Source organism: Arthrobacter sp. 05T423, from assembly GCF_056396245.1.
The window spans coordinates 38,575-53,186 of sequence record NZ_JBFTLC010000014.1; the positions used below are offsets into that span (position 1 = coordinate 38,575).

The 14,612-nt window shown below is 67.6% G+C and carries 12 protein-coding genes and 2 tRNA genes; 6 read left to right on the plus strand and 8 right to left on the minus strand.

The window, feature by feature from the left end; genetic code table 11:
* Window positions 1–12 precede the first annotated feature (12 nt).
* On the plus strand, window positions 13–828 hold the full coding sequence (locus AC1DFE_RS12250; RefSeq protein WP_476906147.1) for an HNH endonuclease family protein: 816 nt from the start codon (window positions 13–15) through the stop codon (window positions 826–828).
* A gap of 204 nt (window positions 829–1,032) precedes the next feature.
* On the opposite strand, the gene AC1DFE_RS12255 is transcribed toward AC1DFE_RS12250, so the two are convergent.
* The 4 genes from AC1DFE_RS12255 to AC1DFE_RS12270 all read right to left on the minus strand — a co-directional run bounded on the left by AC1DFE_RS12255 (window position 1,033) and on the right by AC1DFE_RS12270 (window position 4,708).
* Window positions 1,033–1,106, minus strand: a tRNA-Met gene (locus AC1DFE_RS12255).
* A 61-nt stretch (window positions 1,107–1,167) separates the two neighbouring features.
* Window positions 1,168–1,239, minus strand: a tRNA-Thr gene (locus tag AC1DFE_RS12260).
* Between the two features lie 283 nt (window positions 1,240–1,522).
* Complete coding sequence (locus AC1DFE_RS12265) at window positions 1,523–3,646, minus strand: DEAD/DEAH box helicase (protein WP_476906148.1); 2,124 nt, start codon at window positions 3,644–3,646, stop codon at window positions 1,523–1,525.
* A gap of 408 nt (window positions 3,647–4,054) precedes the next feature.
* Complete coding sequence (locus tag AC1DFE_RS12270; RefSeq protein ID WP_476906149.1) at window positions 4,055–4,708, minus strand: MOSC domain-containing protein; 654 nt, start codon at window positions 4,706–4,708, stop codon at window positions 4,055–4,057.
* A gap of 192 nt (window positions 4,709–4,900) precedes the next feature.
* Between AC1DFE_RS12270 and AC1DFE_RS12275 the strand changes: the two genes are divergently transcribed.
* The 5 genes from AC1DFE_RS12275 to AC1DFE_RS12295 are packed head-to-tail and all read left to right on the plus strand — an operon-like array spanning window position 4,901 to window position 10,169.
* Window positions 4,901–5,569, plus strand: coding sequence for a Tat pathway signal protein (locus tag AC1DFE_RS12275; protein ID WP_476906150.1), 669 nt, complete (start codon window positions 4,901–4,903; stop codon window positions 5,567–5,569).
* A gap of 2 nt (window positions 5,570–5,571) precedes the next feature.
* On the plus strand, window positions 5,572–6,792 hold the full coding sequence (locus AC1DFE_RS12280) for a glutathionylspermidine synthase family protein (protein ID WP_476906151.1): 1,221 nt from the start codon (window positions 5,572–5,574) through the stop codon (window positions 6,790–6,792).
* A complete protein-coding gene (locus AC1DFE_RS12285) occupies window positions 6,789–8,312 on the plus strand; it encodes an APC family permease (protein WP_476906152.1) in 1,524 nt (507 codons plus the stop codon). The genes AC1DFE_RS12280 and AC1DFE_RS12285 overlap by 4 nt, the downstream gene beginning before the upstream one ends.
* Before the next feature lie 56 nt (window positions 8,313–8,368).
* A complete protein-coding gene (locus tag AC1DFE_RS12290; RefSeq protein ID WP_476906153.1) occupies window positions 8,369–9,589 on the plus strand; it encodes an acyl-CoA dehydrogenase family protein in 1,221 nt (406 codons plus the stop codon).
* A gap of 52 nt (window positions 9,590–9,641) precedes the next feature.
* Window positions 9,642–10,169: a methyltransferase family protein gene (locus AC1DFE_RS12295; RefSeq protein WP_476906154.1), complete on the plus strand. Its 528-nt coding sequence runs from the start codon at window positions 9,642–9,644 to the stop codon at window positions 10,167–10,169.
* A 79-nt stretch (window positions 10,170–10,248) separates the two neighbouring features.
* On the opposite strand, the gene AC1DFE_RS12300 is transcribed toward AC1DFE_RS12295, so the two are convergent.
* From AC1DFE_RS12300 to AC1DFE_RS12315, 4 genes are all read right to left on the minus strand, one after another.
* Entirely contained in the window at window positions 10,249–10,992 is a 744-nt protein-coding gene (locus AC1DFE_RS12300; RefSeq protein WP_476906155.1) for an SDR family oxidoreductase, read from the minus strand.
* Complete coding sequence (locus tag AC1DFE_RS12305; RefSeq protein ID WP_476906156.1) at window positions 10,989–12,395, minus strand: glycosyltransferase 87 family protein; 1,407 nt, start codon at window positions 12,393–12,395, stop codon at window positions 10,989–10,991. Before AC1DFE_RS12305 ends, AC1DFE_RS12300 begins: the two co-directional genes overlap by 4 nt.
* 90 nt (window positions 12,396–12,485) lie before the next feature.
* The gene (locus tag AC1DFE_RS12310) at window positions 12,486–13,949 is read right to left on the minus strand and encodes an MFS transporter (protein ID WP_476906157.1); all 1,464 of its coding nucleotides are present in this window, start codon (window positions 13,947–13,949) and stop codon (window positions 12,486–12,488) included.
* Window positions 13,946–14,494 carry a winged helix-turn-helix transcriptional regulator gene (locus AC1DFE_RS12315; protein WP_476906158.1) on the minus strand — a complete coding sequence of 183 codons (549 nt, stop codon included), beginning with the start codon at window positions 14,492–14,494 and terminating at the stop codon, window positions 13,946–13,948. Before AC1DFE_RS12315 ends, AC1DFE_RS12310 begins: the two co-directional genes overlap by 4 nt.
* Window positions 14,495–14,612 lie beyond the last annotated feature (118 nt).

The following is a 14,612-nucleotide window of genomic DNA, read 5'->3' on the forward strand; positions in this document are numbered from 1 at the left end:
CATGGGGGAATCATGCCGCTAGGCACGCTCAATCACACACGCCTGTCCAAGCCGGCTGGGCCGCGCAAACAGGCTGGGCAGTTTAGACAGGCTGGGCAGTTCAAACAGGCCCGGCAGTTCAAACAGGCCCGACGCCGGGCGGCTGCCATCGCTGCGTCCGTCACGTCCGGCCTTTGGGTCCGGCCGCTGTCCGCCGCCGGCCTGGCTGCCGGGCTGCTGCTCACCGGGCTGGCCGTGCCCGCCGAGGCTGCCACGTACTATTCCGCCCCGCTCCGGACCGCCACCCGCTCCCTCACCGTGGCACCGGAGAACAACGCCGGCTACGACAGGTCCCGCTACTTCGGCACCTGGCTGGACACCAACCGTGACTGCCAGAACACCCGGGCCGAAGTCCTGCTGCAGGAGGCGAAGGCCACCGCGACGTACACCACCGCGCGCCGGTGCACCGTGCGCACGTCCCGCTGGGTCACCCGGTGGGACAACCGCACGCACTACGCGGCGTCGGAGGTGGAGATCGACCACACCGTTCCCGTCCACGAGGCGTGGGGCTCCGGTGCCCGCTACTGGTCGCAGGCGCGCCGCGTAGCGTTCTACAACGACCTTGGCGACGGCCGGTCCCTGAACGCGCAGACGGCGGCGCTGAACTCCGCCAAGCAGGCCAAGGGCCCGGAGGCCTGGATGCCACCGGCGAACAGGTGCGAGTACATCGGCAACTGGATCGCGGTGAAGATCCGCTGGGGCCTGCGGGTTGACAGCGCCGAGAAGGCGGCCTTGATCCGCTATGCGGACTCCTGCCCGAACGTGCGCATCAGCGTCACCAGGGCTTAGACGAAAGCGGGTCACGGAGCGAGTCGAAGACGGAACCAGCCCAAGATGGGGCTCTTTGACACGGGACACGCCCGCCGCCGTCGTAACCAACGACGGCGACTCCCCCAAAGTGCCCCATCACGGCTTAGCCCCATGACGACCAGGGGGCCCTCACCGAAAACAAAAGCAGGCCAGGGGCTGAATGCCTCTGGCCTGCTGTTTCCGTAGCGGTGGGGAGGCTCGATCTCCCGACCTCACGATTATGAGTCGTGCGCTCTAACCAACTGAGCTACACCGCCACGAATGAGAAAAACCTGTGTCAAGCCGGTCAAAACCGCCTTGACACAGGCCCTCATTCCGAGCCCCCCACCGGAATCGATCCGGTGACCTCGTTCTTACCAAGAACGCGCTCTACCACTGAGCTAGGGGGGCAACGAGTAAATACTCTACCCGAAGATTTCGCACTCAACAAATCGACGGCGGAAGGGGGTTCGCTGGGCCGGAAAAGCCCGGAAATTCGGGCCTGGTGCGGGGCCGCGCGCACCCTCCGGGCGCCTTCCAGAGGAAGATTGGAACAGAGACGTGACGAAGCGAACACACCGCACACATGGACCGACATTAAATGGGAACGGGCCGGCTGATCAGCCGGCCCGTTCCTAGGTGGATGTGGAATTCACCGCGACGTCATCCATCGCGCGATCCGCCGAAAAGTGGGTTACCACTTGCCCTTGCGGTTGAAGTCGCGGTGGCCGCCCTCGCCGCCGTGGCGCGGCTTCCGTGCGCCGTTGCCGTGACCGCCGAAGCGGGAATCGCTCGCCTGGCCACGGTCTTCCGAGCCGAAGCTGCGCTCGGAACGGTCGCTGTACGCGCGGCCGCCGCGGTCAGCGGAGGAACGCTCGCCGTCGTTCTTGCGGAACTCCTTCTTGAAGCCGCCGCCGCCCTTGAAGTTGCCGCCGCGGCCGCCGCCCTGGTAGCCACCACGGTCCCCGCGGTCGCCGGAGGGCTTGCGGCCGTTGTCGAGCTCAAGGTGGATCAGCTCGCCGCCGATCCTGGTGCGTGACAGTGCCTTCAGCTGGTCGGGGCTCAGGTCTGCGGGCAGCTCCACCAGCGAGTGGTCGGAGCGGATGTCAATGCCGCCGATCTGCGACGACGAAATGCCGCCTTCGTTGGCAATGGCGCCCACGATGGAACCCGGCATGACGCGCTGGCGGCGTCCGACGGCGATCCGGTACGTGGCGTTGCCTTCGGTCAGTGCACGGGTCGGGCCGCGGGAACCGAAGCCGTCCTTGGACCGTTCGCGCTTCTGGAACTCCGGAGCAGCAGGCAGTTCCTTGACCAGCAGCGGCTGGCCGCCCTGCGCCATGACCGCCAGGGCCGCGGCGATTTCTGCCGCCGGCACGTTGTGCTCTTCCTCGTAGGAGGCGATGAGGTCGCGGAATGCCGCCACATCCTCAGACGCAAGCGTCTCGGTGATCTTGTCAGCGAACTTGCCCAGGCGCAGGGTGTTGACGGTTTCAGCGGTGGGCAGGTGCATCTGCTCCACCGGCTGGCGCGTGGCCTTCTCAATGGAACGCAGCAGGTACTTCTCGCGCGGCGTCATGAACAGGATCGCGTCGCCGGAACGGCCGGCACGGCCGGTGCGGCCGATGCGGTGCACGTACGACTCGGTGTCGTGCGGGATGTCGTAGTTGACCACGTGACTGATGCGCTCGACGTCGAGGCCGCGGGCGGCGACGTCGGTGGCAACCAGGATGTCGATGCGGCCTTCCTTGAGCGCGTCAACGGTGCGTTCGCGCTGCTGCTGCGGGATGTCGCCGTTGATGGCGGCAGCCTGGAAGCCACGGGCGCGCAGCTTGTCGGCGAGGTCCTCGGTGGCCATCTTGGTGCGAACGAACGCGATGACGCCGTCGAACTCTTCGACCTCGAGGATGCGGGTCATGGCATCGAGCTTGTGCGGGCCCATGACCTGCAGGTAGCGCTGGCGGGTGTTCGCGCCGGTGGTGGTCTTGGACTTCACCGAGATCTCGGCCGGGTTGTTCAGGTACTGCTTGGACATCCGGCGGATCTGGCTGGGCATGGTGGCGGAGAACAGTGCCACCTGGCGATCCGACGGGGTCTGCTGGAAGATCTGCTCTACGTCTTCAGCGAAGCCCATGCGGAGCATTTCGTCGGCCTCGTCCAGCACCAGGTACTGGAGCTCGGACAGATCCAGGGAGCCCTTGGCAATGTGGTCGATCACTCGGCCGGGAGTACCGACAACAACCTGGGCGCCGCGGCGCAGGCCGGAGAGCTGGGGGCCGTAGGCGGAGCCGCCGTAGACGGGGAGGACGGTGAAGTCATCGATGTGCTTGGCGTACGAGGTGAAGGCCTCGGCAACCTGGAGCGCCAGCTCGCGGGTCGGGGCAAGAACCAGGGCCTGCGTCTTGCGGGACGGGCCGTTGAGGTCGTGGAGCTCGGCCAGGCGGGACAGTGCCGGTACTGCGAATGCTGCAGTCTTACCGGTGCCGGTCTGGGCGAGGCCCACGACGTCGCGGCCTTCAAGCAGCAGCGGGATGGTTGCTGCCTGGATCGGGGAAGGCTTTTCGTAGCCGACGTCCTGCAGGGCGGCCAGCACGCGGCCGTCGATGCCGAGATCGGCGAACTTCACGCCTTCTTCATCATCTTCCTCGGCCTTGGCAGCGGGGGCTTCAGCGGGGGCTGCCGCCTCGGCATGCTCGACAGCGGGGGTCTCAGCGGGCTCGGCTGCGGGGACAGCAGCCTCGGTGAACTCAACCTTGGCGGTGCCGGCGGCCGCGTCCGCGGCTTCGGTGATGTTGGCGTCGTCGTGATTTTCGGGCATAGGGAGATATTCCTCATCCATAGGGGGCCAGGCGGCACAACCCGAGGTGAGCGGAGCCGCAGTACTTGTGCCGTGGGCGCCGGGCAAACATTGACCGGCCGGTCACGTAGAAGTCCGGCGCTTTCGCAATCCCGTGGCAGGACTTCACACTGCATCTCTTGGCTGCTATCCCAGCAGTCTGTACAGCGTTTTCTTCAGCCGGCTCTCCCTATGAAACTGCCCGCATCACATTTGCGGGCCCCAACACTTGCCAGTCCTGCCTCAAAAATTGGGCAGGAATAAGGGATTTCCGGAGTGGGGGATATTTCAAGTGTAGGGCATGACGCCGCGTGCTGGCGAACTGAGGGGCTGGCAGGGGCGGTGAGCTTGCGCACACGCGGCATATCTGCCCCGGTTTCAGCCTGCGTATTACCGGTCCACGCGGCGGAGCAGCTTCTCGAAGCGCTCGTGGTACTCGGGCTGCAGACGGATCTCGCCGTCGGCCTCGGCGTCGCGCAGCGCCTCCATGGCATCGACGTCGGGCTCGCTGAACCAGCGGCCGATTGTCACACCATGCTTCGGAACGAAGAGGCGGTGGATGTGGTCGCCGGCCTGCACGGACCCGGTTTTGATGACGCGCAGATAAGCGCCCACCCGGCCTTCCTCCGTGAAGCGCTTGACCCACTGGGCCTCGTCCATGCGCCGTTGGAAGGTGGCACACGGAACACGCGGCGAGGTGACCTCCACCTCCACATCCAGCCCGATCCGCCAGCGTTCACCGATGACGGCGCCCGTGGTGTCGATCCCTGCCACGCGGAGGTTCTCACCGAAGATCCCCGGCGGCAGCTCGCGCTGCAGCTCCCCGGTCCAGTAGTCGGCGTCAGCCTGGGAATAAGCGTAGAGCGCCTGGTCCTCTCCCCCGTGGTGGATGCGGCTTGCCTGGATGTCACCGTGCAACCCGAGTTTGTGTACCTTCACCGGACCGTCCACGGGACGCTTGTCGATGGCGGTGACGCCCACGCTTCCCTCATCCGGAAGGAGCTGGTGGACCCGGCAAACGGCAAGAACAGTGGCTGTGTGCATGGCAATAGTCTAGGTTCTCGGCCTGACCAGCGCCTTGGTGCTTCCAGTGGACCCTGGTGAGCGGATTATTATTCACCGCAGGACCCTCCAGCCACTAGGCTTGCTGCAGTATTCCGGCTGGACGGACAGCCGGTTCCACCGGCCGCGGCCAAGCGTTCCGGCCGCCAACAGCATGAAGCAGCAGGGGGAACGATGGACCCGGAGAAGGACCCGAGCGATGACGCTGACCGGGACCGGAGCCACGACATGTCCGGCGGGGACCACCAGTCCGGTGGGCCGGCCAAGCCGCCGCCGTGGCAGGTGCCCAAGCCTGAGCTCCACCCCGAGCTGCTGAACCCCGGCACCCCGGGACAGGAACGCCAGGGAAAACCGGGCAGGGGAAAGCCCCGTCCCGAAAGCCACAACCAGCCCGGGTTCCCGGAATCCAGCCCCGTCTTCGATCCGTTCGCCCGTGACCGCGAGCGCGATGCAGCAGCCCGCAAGAAGCGGTCACAGCGCCGCACGGTGGTGGTGGGCCTCGGCGTCACGGCGCTCCTGGCTGGCACCATCACGGCGATCGTGGCCAGCAATGAACAGGACCCTGACTACGCGCAGGTCTGCTTCAACGGGGAAACCGGCGAGCGCGTCGAGGACACCCAGTGCAACAGCTCGGCCGGGCGCGGCGGTGCCCTCTATGCCTGGTACTTCTATGCGCGCGGCGCCAGCGTTCCGGGCATTGGCCAGAACAGGACGGCCTACCCGAACTTCACCAGGACGGTGCCGCAGCGTGCCAGGACGTCCACGGGCTACAGCAGCAAGGGCGGCACGGTCAGCAGGGGCGGCTTCGGCAGCAGCTCCAAGGGCGGAAGCACAGGAGGCTAGGCGTGAAGCGGTTACTCTCGGAGCCCCGGCCGGACTGGAAGCAGAAGATCGAGGAGCAGGGCCTGGTGTTCTCCACCACCACCCTGCCCGGCGGCAAGAAGATCGAGTACTGGAACGAGGCCGCCTACTACGAATTCACCATGGACGAGGTGGAGGCGCTGGAGGTCACGGCCGAGGACATGCACAGGATGTGCCTGGAAGCCGCGAAGTTCCTCGCCACGGGGGCCATGGGCCCCATCGGCATCGGTCCGCAGGCCCTCGAGCTGGCGGCCGAGTCGCTGCAGGCCGCGGACATGGACATCTACGGCCGCTTCGACTTCATCTATGACGGCCAGGGCGGCGCCGCCAAGATGCTGGAGTACAACGCGGACACGCCCACCGGACTGATCGAGGCGGCCGTGGCCCAGTGGTTCTGGCTGCAGGACGTCTTCCCGGAGAAGGACCAGTGGAACGGCATCCACGAGGCGCTGATCCGGCAGTGGAAGAAGCTGCAGTACCGCACCGGGATGAGCACCCTGCACGTGGCCCACTCCGAGGCGGAGGAGTCGGGCGAGGACTGGATGACCGCCGCCTACATGCGCGACGTGGCCAGCCAGGCCGGGTGGACCACCATCGGGATCAACATGTCGGACATCGGCTGGGACCCGAGCCTCTTGCGCTTTGTGGACCTGGACAACTTCATGATCAGCACCATCTTCAAGCTCTACCCCTGGGAGCTGATGATGAAGGAGCCGTTCGGCCACCGACTTCTGCAGCGCGCGCACAATCCCCGCTGGGTGGAGCCGGCCTGGAAAATGCTGCTGTCCAACAAGGCGCTCCTGGCCGCCTTGTGGCACCTCTACCCAGACCACCCGAACTTGCTGCCCGCCTACCTCAACGATCCAGGCCCGCTGCGGGAGTGGGTGGCCAAGCCGCTGCACGGCCGCGAAGGCGACAACATCCGGATCCACGCGGAGGGCATCAGCCTGGAGAAGCCGGGCGGGTACGGCCGCGAGGGCTGGTGCTACCAGCAGTACCATTCCCTCCCCGATTTCGACGGCAACCATCCGGTCCTGGGCCTGTGGGTGGTGGACGGCGAGTCGGTGGGCTGCGGCATCCGTGAATCCGACGGGCCGGTCACCGACTATTTCTGCCGCTTCGTCCCGAACACCATTGACGCGCCGGCGCCGCTGAGCGTCCAGGCGGCACAGGCCAACGCGAACAAGGCAGGTATTGCTTTATGAGAACCCGAACGACGACGGCGGCCGGCGGCGCCGGGGGCCAGTCAGGCGGTGCCGTCCCCGGCAAGGGGTTGCGCGCCGGGATCTTGGACCTCGGCGACTCGGTGATGCTGGGCCTTGCCTCCACGGCTCCGGTGTACTCGCTGGCCGCGACGCTGGGGCTGATCGTGGCCGTCAACGGGAACTACACCCCGCTGATCCTGGTCCTGGCCTTCATTCCCGTCCTGTTCATCGCCTACGCGTTCCGCGAGCTCAACAGCGCCATGCCGGACTGCGGCACCACGTTCATCTGGGCCCGCCGCGCCTTTGGCCCGTGGGCGGGGTGGCTGGGCGGCTGGGGCGTGGCCCTGGCCGGCGTCGTGGTCCTGGCCAACCTGGCGCAGGTGGCCGGCCAGTACCTCTGGCTTCTCATCGGCGACGGGTCCGTGGCGGGGAACAAGGTGGTGGTGACCGCCACCGGCGTCGTTTTCATCGCCTTCATGACCCTCGTCAATTACCGCGGGATCCGGCTGGGTGAGCACGTCCAGCGGACCCTGACGTACGTGCAGTACATCTCGCTGGGGATCTTCGCCGTGGCCATCATCGCCAGGATCGCGGGCCTGACCGGCGGAGCGCCGGCGGGCCAGCCGTTCGACGTCGAATGGTTCAACCCGGCCGGGGCATTCGCGGATCCCGGCGCGGTGGTCCACGGCATCCTGCTGGCCCTGTTCATCTACTGGGGCTGGGACACCTGCCTGGCCGTGAACGAGGAAACCGAAAACCCGGCCACCACCCCGGGCCGCGGCGCGGTGATCTCGGCCTTCGTGCTGGTGGCCATCTACGTGTCGGTGGCGCTGCTGGTGATGATGTACGCGTCTGTGGGGACGGAGGGAATCGGGCTGGCCAACGCCGACAACCAGGACGACGTGTTCCTGGCGATGAAGGACGTGGTGCTGGGTCCGTGGGGCTGGCTGATCGTGGTGGCAGTGCTGGCGTCCGTGCTGTCCTCCACCCAGACCACCATCCTGCCCACCGCACGCGGCACCTTGTCCATGGGCGTGCACCGGGCCCTGCCGCCCAGGTTCGGCGAGGTCCACGAGCGCAACCAGACCCCGGGATTTTCCACCCAGATCATGGGCGCCGCCGCGACTGTGTACTACGTGGCCATGAGCTTCCTCAGCGATAACCTGCTGTCCGATTCCATCAGCTCCATCAGCCTGTTCATCGCGTTCTACTACGCCCTCACCGGCTTTGCCTGCGCCTGGTACTTCCGGGACACCCTGCGTGCATCGGCCCGCAACCTGTGGTTCCGCGGAATCCTCCCCTTGCTCGGGGCCATGCTGCTCACCGCGGCCTTCTTCATCTCGGCTGCGCAGATGTGGGATCCGGCCTACGGGAACACGCAGATCTTCGGCGTCGGCGGGGCGTTCGTTAGCGGCGTGGTGCTGCTGGCCCTGGGCGTGGTGCTGGCAGCGGTCTGCCGGTTCCTGCCGTCAACCCGCGGGTACTTCCTGGGCGGGACGCGGGTGCGCGCCGACCGGTAGGCACGGGCACGGGCACGGGCACGGGCACGGAGGAGTGAGGCACGTAGGATGCTGCCATGAGCAACGACGCCCTTGATCCTGCGGAAGCCACGGCCGAGTACGGACTCCCGGACCCTTCGGATGTCCTGGCGCTGGATTCCCTGCTGACCACCGATGAGCTGGCCCTCCGGCAGCGGGTCAGGGACTTTACCGACCAGCAGATCCGCCCGGAGATCGCCGACTGGTACGACCAGGGCGTCTTCCCCCTGCACCTGCCCGCGCAGCTGGGCGAGCTGGGCGTCCTGGGGATGCATCTGGAGGGCTACGGTTGCCCCGGCCGGTCCGCCGTCGAATACGGCCTGGCCGCCATGGAGCTGGAGGCTGGCGATTCCGGAATCCGGACATTTGTCTCGGTGCAGGGTTCGCTGGCGATGACCGCCATCCACAAGTGGGGCTCGGAAGACCAGAAGCAGGAGTGGCTCCCCCGGATGGCCGCCGGCGAGGTGATCGGCTGTTTCGCGCTGACCGAGCCGACGGCGGGCTCCGACCCGTCGTCGATGACCACCACGGCGCAGCGGGACGGGACCGGCGAGGACGCCGGCTGGGTTCTGGACGGCGCCAAGCGCTGGATCGGGCTCGCCTCCGTGGCCGACGTCCTGGTGGTCTGGGCGAAGACCGACGACGGCATCCGCGGCTTCCTCGTGCCCGCCGGCACGGCGGGCCTCACGGCCACGCCGATCGGCCGGAAACTGTCCATGCGGGCCTCGATCCAGTGCGATGTGACGTTCGACGGCGTCCGGCTGGGTCCGGAGGCACTGTTGCCGGGTGCCCGGGGACTGAGCGGACCGTTCAGCTGCCTCAATGAGGCCCGGTACGGCATCGCCTGGGGTGCCATGGGCGCGGCCCGCGATTCCTATGAGTCGGCGCTGCGGTATTCGATGGAGCGCCTCCAGTTCGGCAAGCCGCTGGCCGGCTACCAGCTGACGCAGCAGAAGCTCGTGAACATGCTCCTCGAGGTGCAGAAGGGTACCATGCTCGCCCTGCATCTGGGCCGGCTCAAGGACAGCGGGCAGCTCCGCCCAGAACAGATCTCGCTGGCCAAGCTGAACAACGTCCGGGAGGCCATCAAGGTGGCTCGCGAAGCCAGGACCATCCTGGGCGGCAACGGCATCACGCTGGACTATCCGCCGCTGCGGCACGCCGCCAACCTCGAATCGGTGCGCACCTACGAAGGGACGGACGAGGTGCACACCCTGGTCCTCGGCCAGCACATCACAGGCCTTCCGGCGTTCCGCTGAGCGCTGGTTGGGCCTCTTGTCCCCGCACGCGCCACGGTCCAAACTGGCCAACATGACACACTCGGCACACACTGCACGCGAGAGGAAACGGGCCGCCGTCGGAACTGCGGTGTTCGCCCTGGCCCCGGCGACTGTTGCGGGCCTGGTCCCGTGGCTGCTGACCCGCTGGGAGGTGCAGCGCCCGGCGCCCGGCGGTGCCGTGGCCCAGGTGGCCGGCGCGCTCCTCGTGGGTGCGGGTGCGTCGGTTATCGCAAACTCGTTCGTGCGGTTCGCCGTTGAAGGCGTGGGGACGCCGGCGCCTTTCGCGCCGCCGAAGCATCTGGTGGTCAGCGGACTGTACCGCCACGTCCGGAACCCCATGTATGTGTCCATTGCCGCCGCCGTCACCGGCCAGGCCCTGCTCCTGGGCCAGCCGAAACTGTTCGGCTACGCCGCGTTGGGGGCAATCCCCGTCGCGGCCTTCGTCATGTTCTATGAGGAGCCCACACTGACGGACAAATTCGGGGCGGAGTACGAGGAGTACAAGAGGAACGTTCCCCGCTGGCTGCCGCGGATAACTCCGTGGTGGCCGGACCGCTGATGCTGCGGCGGGGCGGCCACTGATGCCCGGCCGGCCGCGGGCCGGGCCACCAAAGAGTTCGGACGGTGCGCCAAAAGCGTCAGGCCGAGAACCCGCCGTCGGCCTTAATGAGCTGCCCGGAGACCCAGCGGCCTGCAGGGGACAGCAGGAAAGCCACGGTCCCCGCCACGTCGGCCGGGGTGCCCAGCCTGCCGCCGGGCTGGTGCCTGGCCAGCTCTTCGCGGAGCTGGCCGTCCATCCATCCGGTGTCCACAGGCCCGGGGTTGAGCACATTGGCGCTGATGCCCAGCGGTCCAAATTCACGCGCCGCGGCGACCACAATCCGGTCCAGCGCCCCCTTGGACGCCCCGTACGGCAGGTTGAACGCTGTGTGATCGCTGGTCAGCGCGACGATCGCGCCGCCGTCGTCGGCTGCCTGCTGCGCGAAGGCGCGGATCAGCTGCCAGCTGGCCCTGGTGTTCACGGCGAAGTGCCGCTCGAAACTTTCAAGGGTGGTGTCCAGAATGCCCGAGTCCACGGATTCGGCATGGCTGAGCACCATCCCCTGCAAGGGGCCTGCCTGCGCGGCCACCTCTGCCATCAGCCGCTCCACGGCACCGGGATCCTGAAAGTTGGCGGGCAGCGCCACCACCTTGGATCCGATGGCCTCCAGTTCGGAGGTAAGCCGGCCGACGTCGTCCGGCTGTATTCCCCAGGGCATGCGGGCGTCGTAGTCCTGCCAGTAGGTCAGGACCAGGTCCCAGCCGTCGGCGGCCAGCTGGCGGGCGATCCCCGCGCCGATTCCGGCGAGCCGCCCGGCGCCGGTCACCAGTACTGTGCTCATTGCGCCAGGTCCGCCACGGCACCGCGCCGAAGGGCAACGAGCCAGCACACCATGATGGCCAGCGCACAGAAAACTCCGGCGCTGGATGCCATGATCCACAGAACCGGCGTCTGAAGGTCAAGGTTTCCGGCGCCCAGGGCCGTGCCGATGGTCTTGGGCGAGAACAGGAAAACAAGGGTGGACACCCCCAGGACAGCACCCATCAGCCCGCGTTGCAGCCGGTGCCGCAGAGGGGTTTCGCGCAGCGTCCAGGCGAACGCCGGAAGAACTGCCGCCATCCAGACCCAGTGGTGGGACCACGAGACCGGGCTGATCAGAAGCATGGTGAGTGCGGCGGCGGAAATCGCCACCACCCTGGCGCCCTGGCTGCTGGCGACCCTGATGAGGGCGGCGCCCAGACCCACAACCAGCAGGCTCAGGACCAGCCAGGGTGCATTCACTGCGTCCGCCGGCACGCCGAAGTGAAGCAGCGCACCCTTAATGGAAAGGTTGTCCACGTAGCCGGCGCCGCCGATCCGGGACGTGTCGGGAAGGATCTCGAGCCAGAAGCTGAGGGATTCGGCCGGGCGGAGCAGCCAGCCGAGCAGCACGGTGAACGCGAAGCCGGCGCACATGTTCAGCAGTCCGCGCCAATCCTTGCGCACCAGGAAGTACAGGCCGAAGACCAGGGGCGTCAGCTTGATCCCGGCCGCCACGCCCACCAGGAAGCCACTGCCGGGCAGACCATTGCGCCAGCGCGGGCTCCGGGTCAGCAGGTCCGCCATCATCAGCCCCAGCAGCAGGATGTTGATCTGGCCGAAGGCTAGGGTTTCACGCCACGGCCCCAGATTCAGGACGGCAAGGAGCAGCACCACCGCGCCGAGCCGGTTGCGTGCGGACCGGAGGGTTGGCGAAGCAAAGGTGCCTCGCCAGCTGGGCTTGCTGTTCCAGTAGCGGACGCAGAGCGCCGCCACCCAGGCGGCCACAGCCACACCGGCGGCGTTGAAGAGCAGCAGCGCGGAGGCCTGCGGCAGTTTCGCGAGCAGGCTGAAAAGCAGCGCCGCGAAAGGCGGATAGGTGAACGGCAGTTCCGGGCCGCCGGCCCACTTCACGGTGGGTTGGTAAAGGCCCGACGGCGCCACGCCGGCTTCGTCGAGGATCTTGCCGCCGTACCAGTAGACGCTGAAGTCCAGGCCCTTCTCGCCCCAGGCATCCAGCCGGGACGCGATGAAAATGGCTGCAGCGAGTACGGCCAGAAAGACAACCAGTTCGACGGCGGCCAGTGCGGGCCGGCGCCGGCGGAGCTGCTGGCCGGAAGGCGGCAGCTGGCCGGAAGGCGGCAGCGGTTCGGAGACCTGATCCGGACCCTGTCCGTGCTTTGCGGCGGCTCTCTCGTTCTTTGTTCGGGCCGTAAGCAGTGCCATGTCAGTGTCCCCCAGCTGTAGTCCGGCAATGTGCGCCTCCGGGACGCGTACCGCGTTCTGCCGCAAGAGCGGCGCCCGAGGGCGCCCCGCTTAGTCTACTGAAGCCGTAGCCACCGCTGCGGGCCGCCTTCTTCCCGCGTCTCTGCGGATGGTGGCACTGATCACCGCGGCGATGGTGCACATCGCGGCGGCGCCGAACCATGCATAGGTGTACTGGCCGGTGGCGTCCCGGATGGCTCCGGCGGCCAGGGCTGCCGCGGCGGCGCCCAGCTGGTGCGCAGCGAAGACCCAGCCGAACACCACGCTGCCGTCGGCGCCGAACACCTGGCGGCAAATCGCGGCAGTGGGCGGAACCGTGGCCACCCAGTCCAGGCCATAGATCACCACGAACACGAGCATGCTGGGCTGGACCGACGAGCCCAGCAGCAGCGGGAGCACCAGGAGCCCGATCCCCCTGAACTGGTAGTAGACGGCCAGCAGGATCCGGGGGTTGAACCGGTCGGTCAGCCAGCCGGAGGCGATGGTGCCCACGATGTCGAAGATCCCGACGACGGCGAGCAGGCCGGCCGCGGTGGTTTCGGGCATGCCGTGGTCGTGGGCGGACGGGATGAAGTGGGTGCCGATCAGCCCATTCGTGGTGGCGCCGCAAATGGCGAACCCGGCGGCGAGAGCCCAGAACGTGCGGTTCCTGCTGGCGCTGCGGAGCACCTGCAGTGCCCGGACCGCGGCGTTGCGGCTGGGTTCAGGGGCTTCCCCGGCACCGGCGTTCCCGTTCGCTGCCCCGGCAGGGACCGGCTCCGGCTTCCCGCAGGCCGCGCCGGACGGTTCCTCGGCGCCATAAGGCAACGCCCCGACGTCGGCCGGTGAGTTTTTCAGGAACTTCAGCACCAGCGGAACCACGGCCAGGGCCCCGGCGGCGATGAGCAGCGAGGCCTGGCGCCAGCCCGGGTCCTGGGCGAGCACCGCGATGAACGGCAGGAAAACCAGCTGCCCGGCGGCGCTGCCGGCGGTGAGGATGCCGATCACCAGGCCGCGGCTTTTGGTGAACCACGTGTTGGCGATGGTCGCCGCGAACACCAGCGCCATGGAGCCTGTGCCAAGGCCGATGAGCAGGCCCCATGTGAGGAGGATTTGCCAGGACTGGTTGACCAGCACGGTCAGGGCGCTGCCGGCGCCGATCAGCCCGAGCGCGACGGCGGTGACGGCCCGGACGCCGAACCGCTCCATGAGCGCTGCGGCGAAGGGGGCCGTGAGGCCGAAGAGCACCAGGTTGATGCTCACCGCTGCCGACAGCACAGTGGTGGACCAGCCGAACTCCTGCTGCAGCGGCACCATGAGCACGCCGGGCGCGGCACGGAACCCGGCCGCCCCCACGAGGGCGAGGAACGCCACGGCCGCCACGGCCCAGGCGGGATGCAGGCGGCGCCGTTTCTCCGGCCCCTGCCCTTCCTTCTTCGCCCCGTCCTCTGGAGTTTTTGTCCAGATATCGTCCTCTAATGGCCCCTCGGGGCGCGACATCTGCACAAAAACTCCGGGGTCTTCGGGGGTGGTCATGCCGCTGTTCCTTCTTCTCCGCCGCCTTGAACGCGGTTGGTCGGTTTCTCGGTTCGCTGGGGCGCCATTGCCAGCGGGAGCGGCTCATCGCTGCGGGTCAGGCTGTGCCAGCTGGTGTTCTCCGCGGTGAGCCGCTCACCGCATTCGGTGCAGGTGTCCGCCGAGCCCGTGCGCTGCCCGCAGCTGGCGTGGACAACGTACATGTGGGCCTGCTCCGACGGCGCCTGCAGATGCTTTTCGGACCAAATAACGACGGCGTTGAGCACCGGCAGGGCGTCCTCGCCTTTGGCGGTGAGGACGTATTCCTGGCGGGTGCGGCCGCCGTCCTCGTAGGCCTGTTTGGCCAGCAGGCCGGACTCCACCAGCGCGGAAAGCCGCCGGGTGAGGACCGAGTCGGCCACTTGGAGGCGCGCCTTCATCGCGTCGAAGCGGCCGTTGCCGAAGAAGACCTCGCGGAGGACCAGCATGCCCCAGGGGTCGCCGAAGATGTCCAGGCCACGGGCCATGCTGCAGTTGCGCTGGGACCAGTCGGAGCGGAGAGCCATGAGGAGACACTAGCTGACTTTCTTGAAGAAAGCTAGAGCTGTCAGGGGGCTGGTCGAAGTGGCAGAACACGGCAGTGTTTCCCGGAAACACTGCCGCGAAAAGCCATATCGCGGAGGA

What these genes read in the sequence shown, in the direction of transcription:
- AC1DFE_RS12265 (WP_476906148.1), bottom strand. Translation starts at nt 3,646, where the DNA reads ATGCCCGAAAATCACGACGACGCCAACATCACCGAAGCCGCGGACGCG.
- AC1DFE_RS12315 (WP_476906158.1), bottom strand. Translation starts at nt 14,494, where the DNA reads ATGGCTCTCCGCTCCGACTGGTCCCAGCGCAACTGCAGCATGGCCCGT.
- AC1DFE_RS12310 (WP_476906157.1), bottom strand. Translation starts at nt 13,949, where the DNA reads ATGACCACCCCCGAAGACCCCGGAGTTTTTGTGCAGATGTCGCGCCCC.
- AC1DFE_RS12275 (WP_476906150.1), top strand. Translation starts at nt 4,901, where the DNA reads ATGGACCCGGAGAAGGACCCGAGCGATGACGCTGACCGGGACCGGAGC.
- AC1DFE_RS12305 (WP_476906156.1), bottom strand. Translation starts at nt 12,395, where the DNA reads ATGGCACTGCTTACGGCCCGAACAAAGAACGAGAGAGCCGCCGCAAAG.
- AC1DFE_RS12285 (WP_476906152.1), top strand. Translation starts at nt 6,789, where the DNA reads ATGAGAACCCGAACGACGACGGCGGCCGGCGGCGCCGGGGGCCAGTCA.
- AC1DFE_RS12270 (WP_476906149.1), bottom strand. Translation starts at nt 4,708, where the DNA reads ATGCACACAGCCACTGTTCTTGCCGTTTGCCGGGTCCACCAGCTCCTT.
- AC1DFE_RS12295 (WP_476906154.1), top strand. Translation starts at nt 9,642, where the DNA reads ATGACACACTCGGCACACACTGCACGCGAGAGGAAACGGGCCGCCGTC.
- AC1DFE_RS12290 (WP_476906153.1), top strand. Translation starts at nt 8,369, where the DNA reads ATGAGCAACGACGCCCTTGATCCTGCGGAAGCCACGGCCGAGTACGGA.
- AC1DFE_RS12300 (WP_476906155.1), bottom strand. Translation starts at nt 10,992, where the DNA reads ATGAGCACAGTACTGGTGACCGGCGCCGGGCGGCTCGCCGGAATCGGC.
- AC1DFE_RS12250 (WP_476906147.1), top strand. Translation starts at nt 13, where the DNA reads ATGCCGCTAGGCACGCTCAATCACACACGCCTGTCCAAGCCGGCTGGG.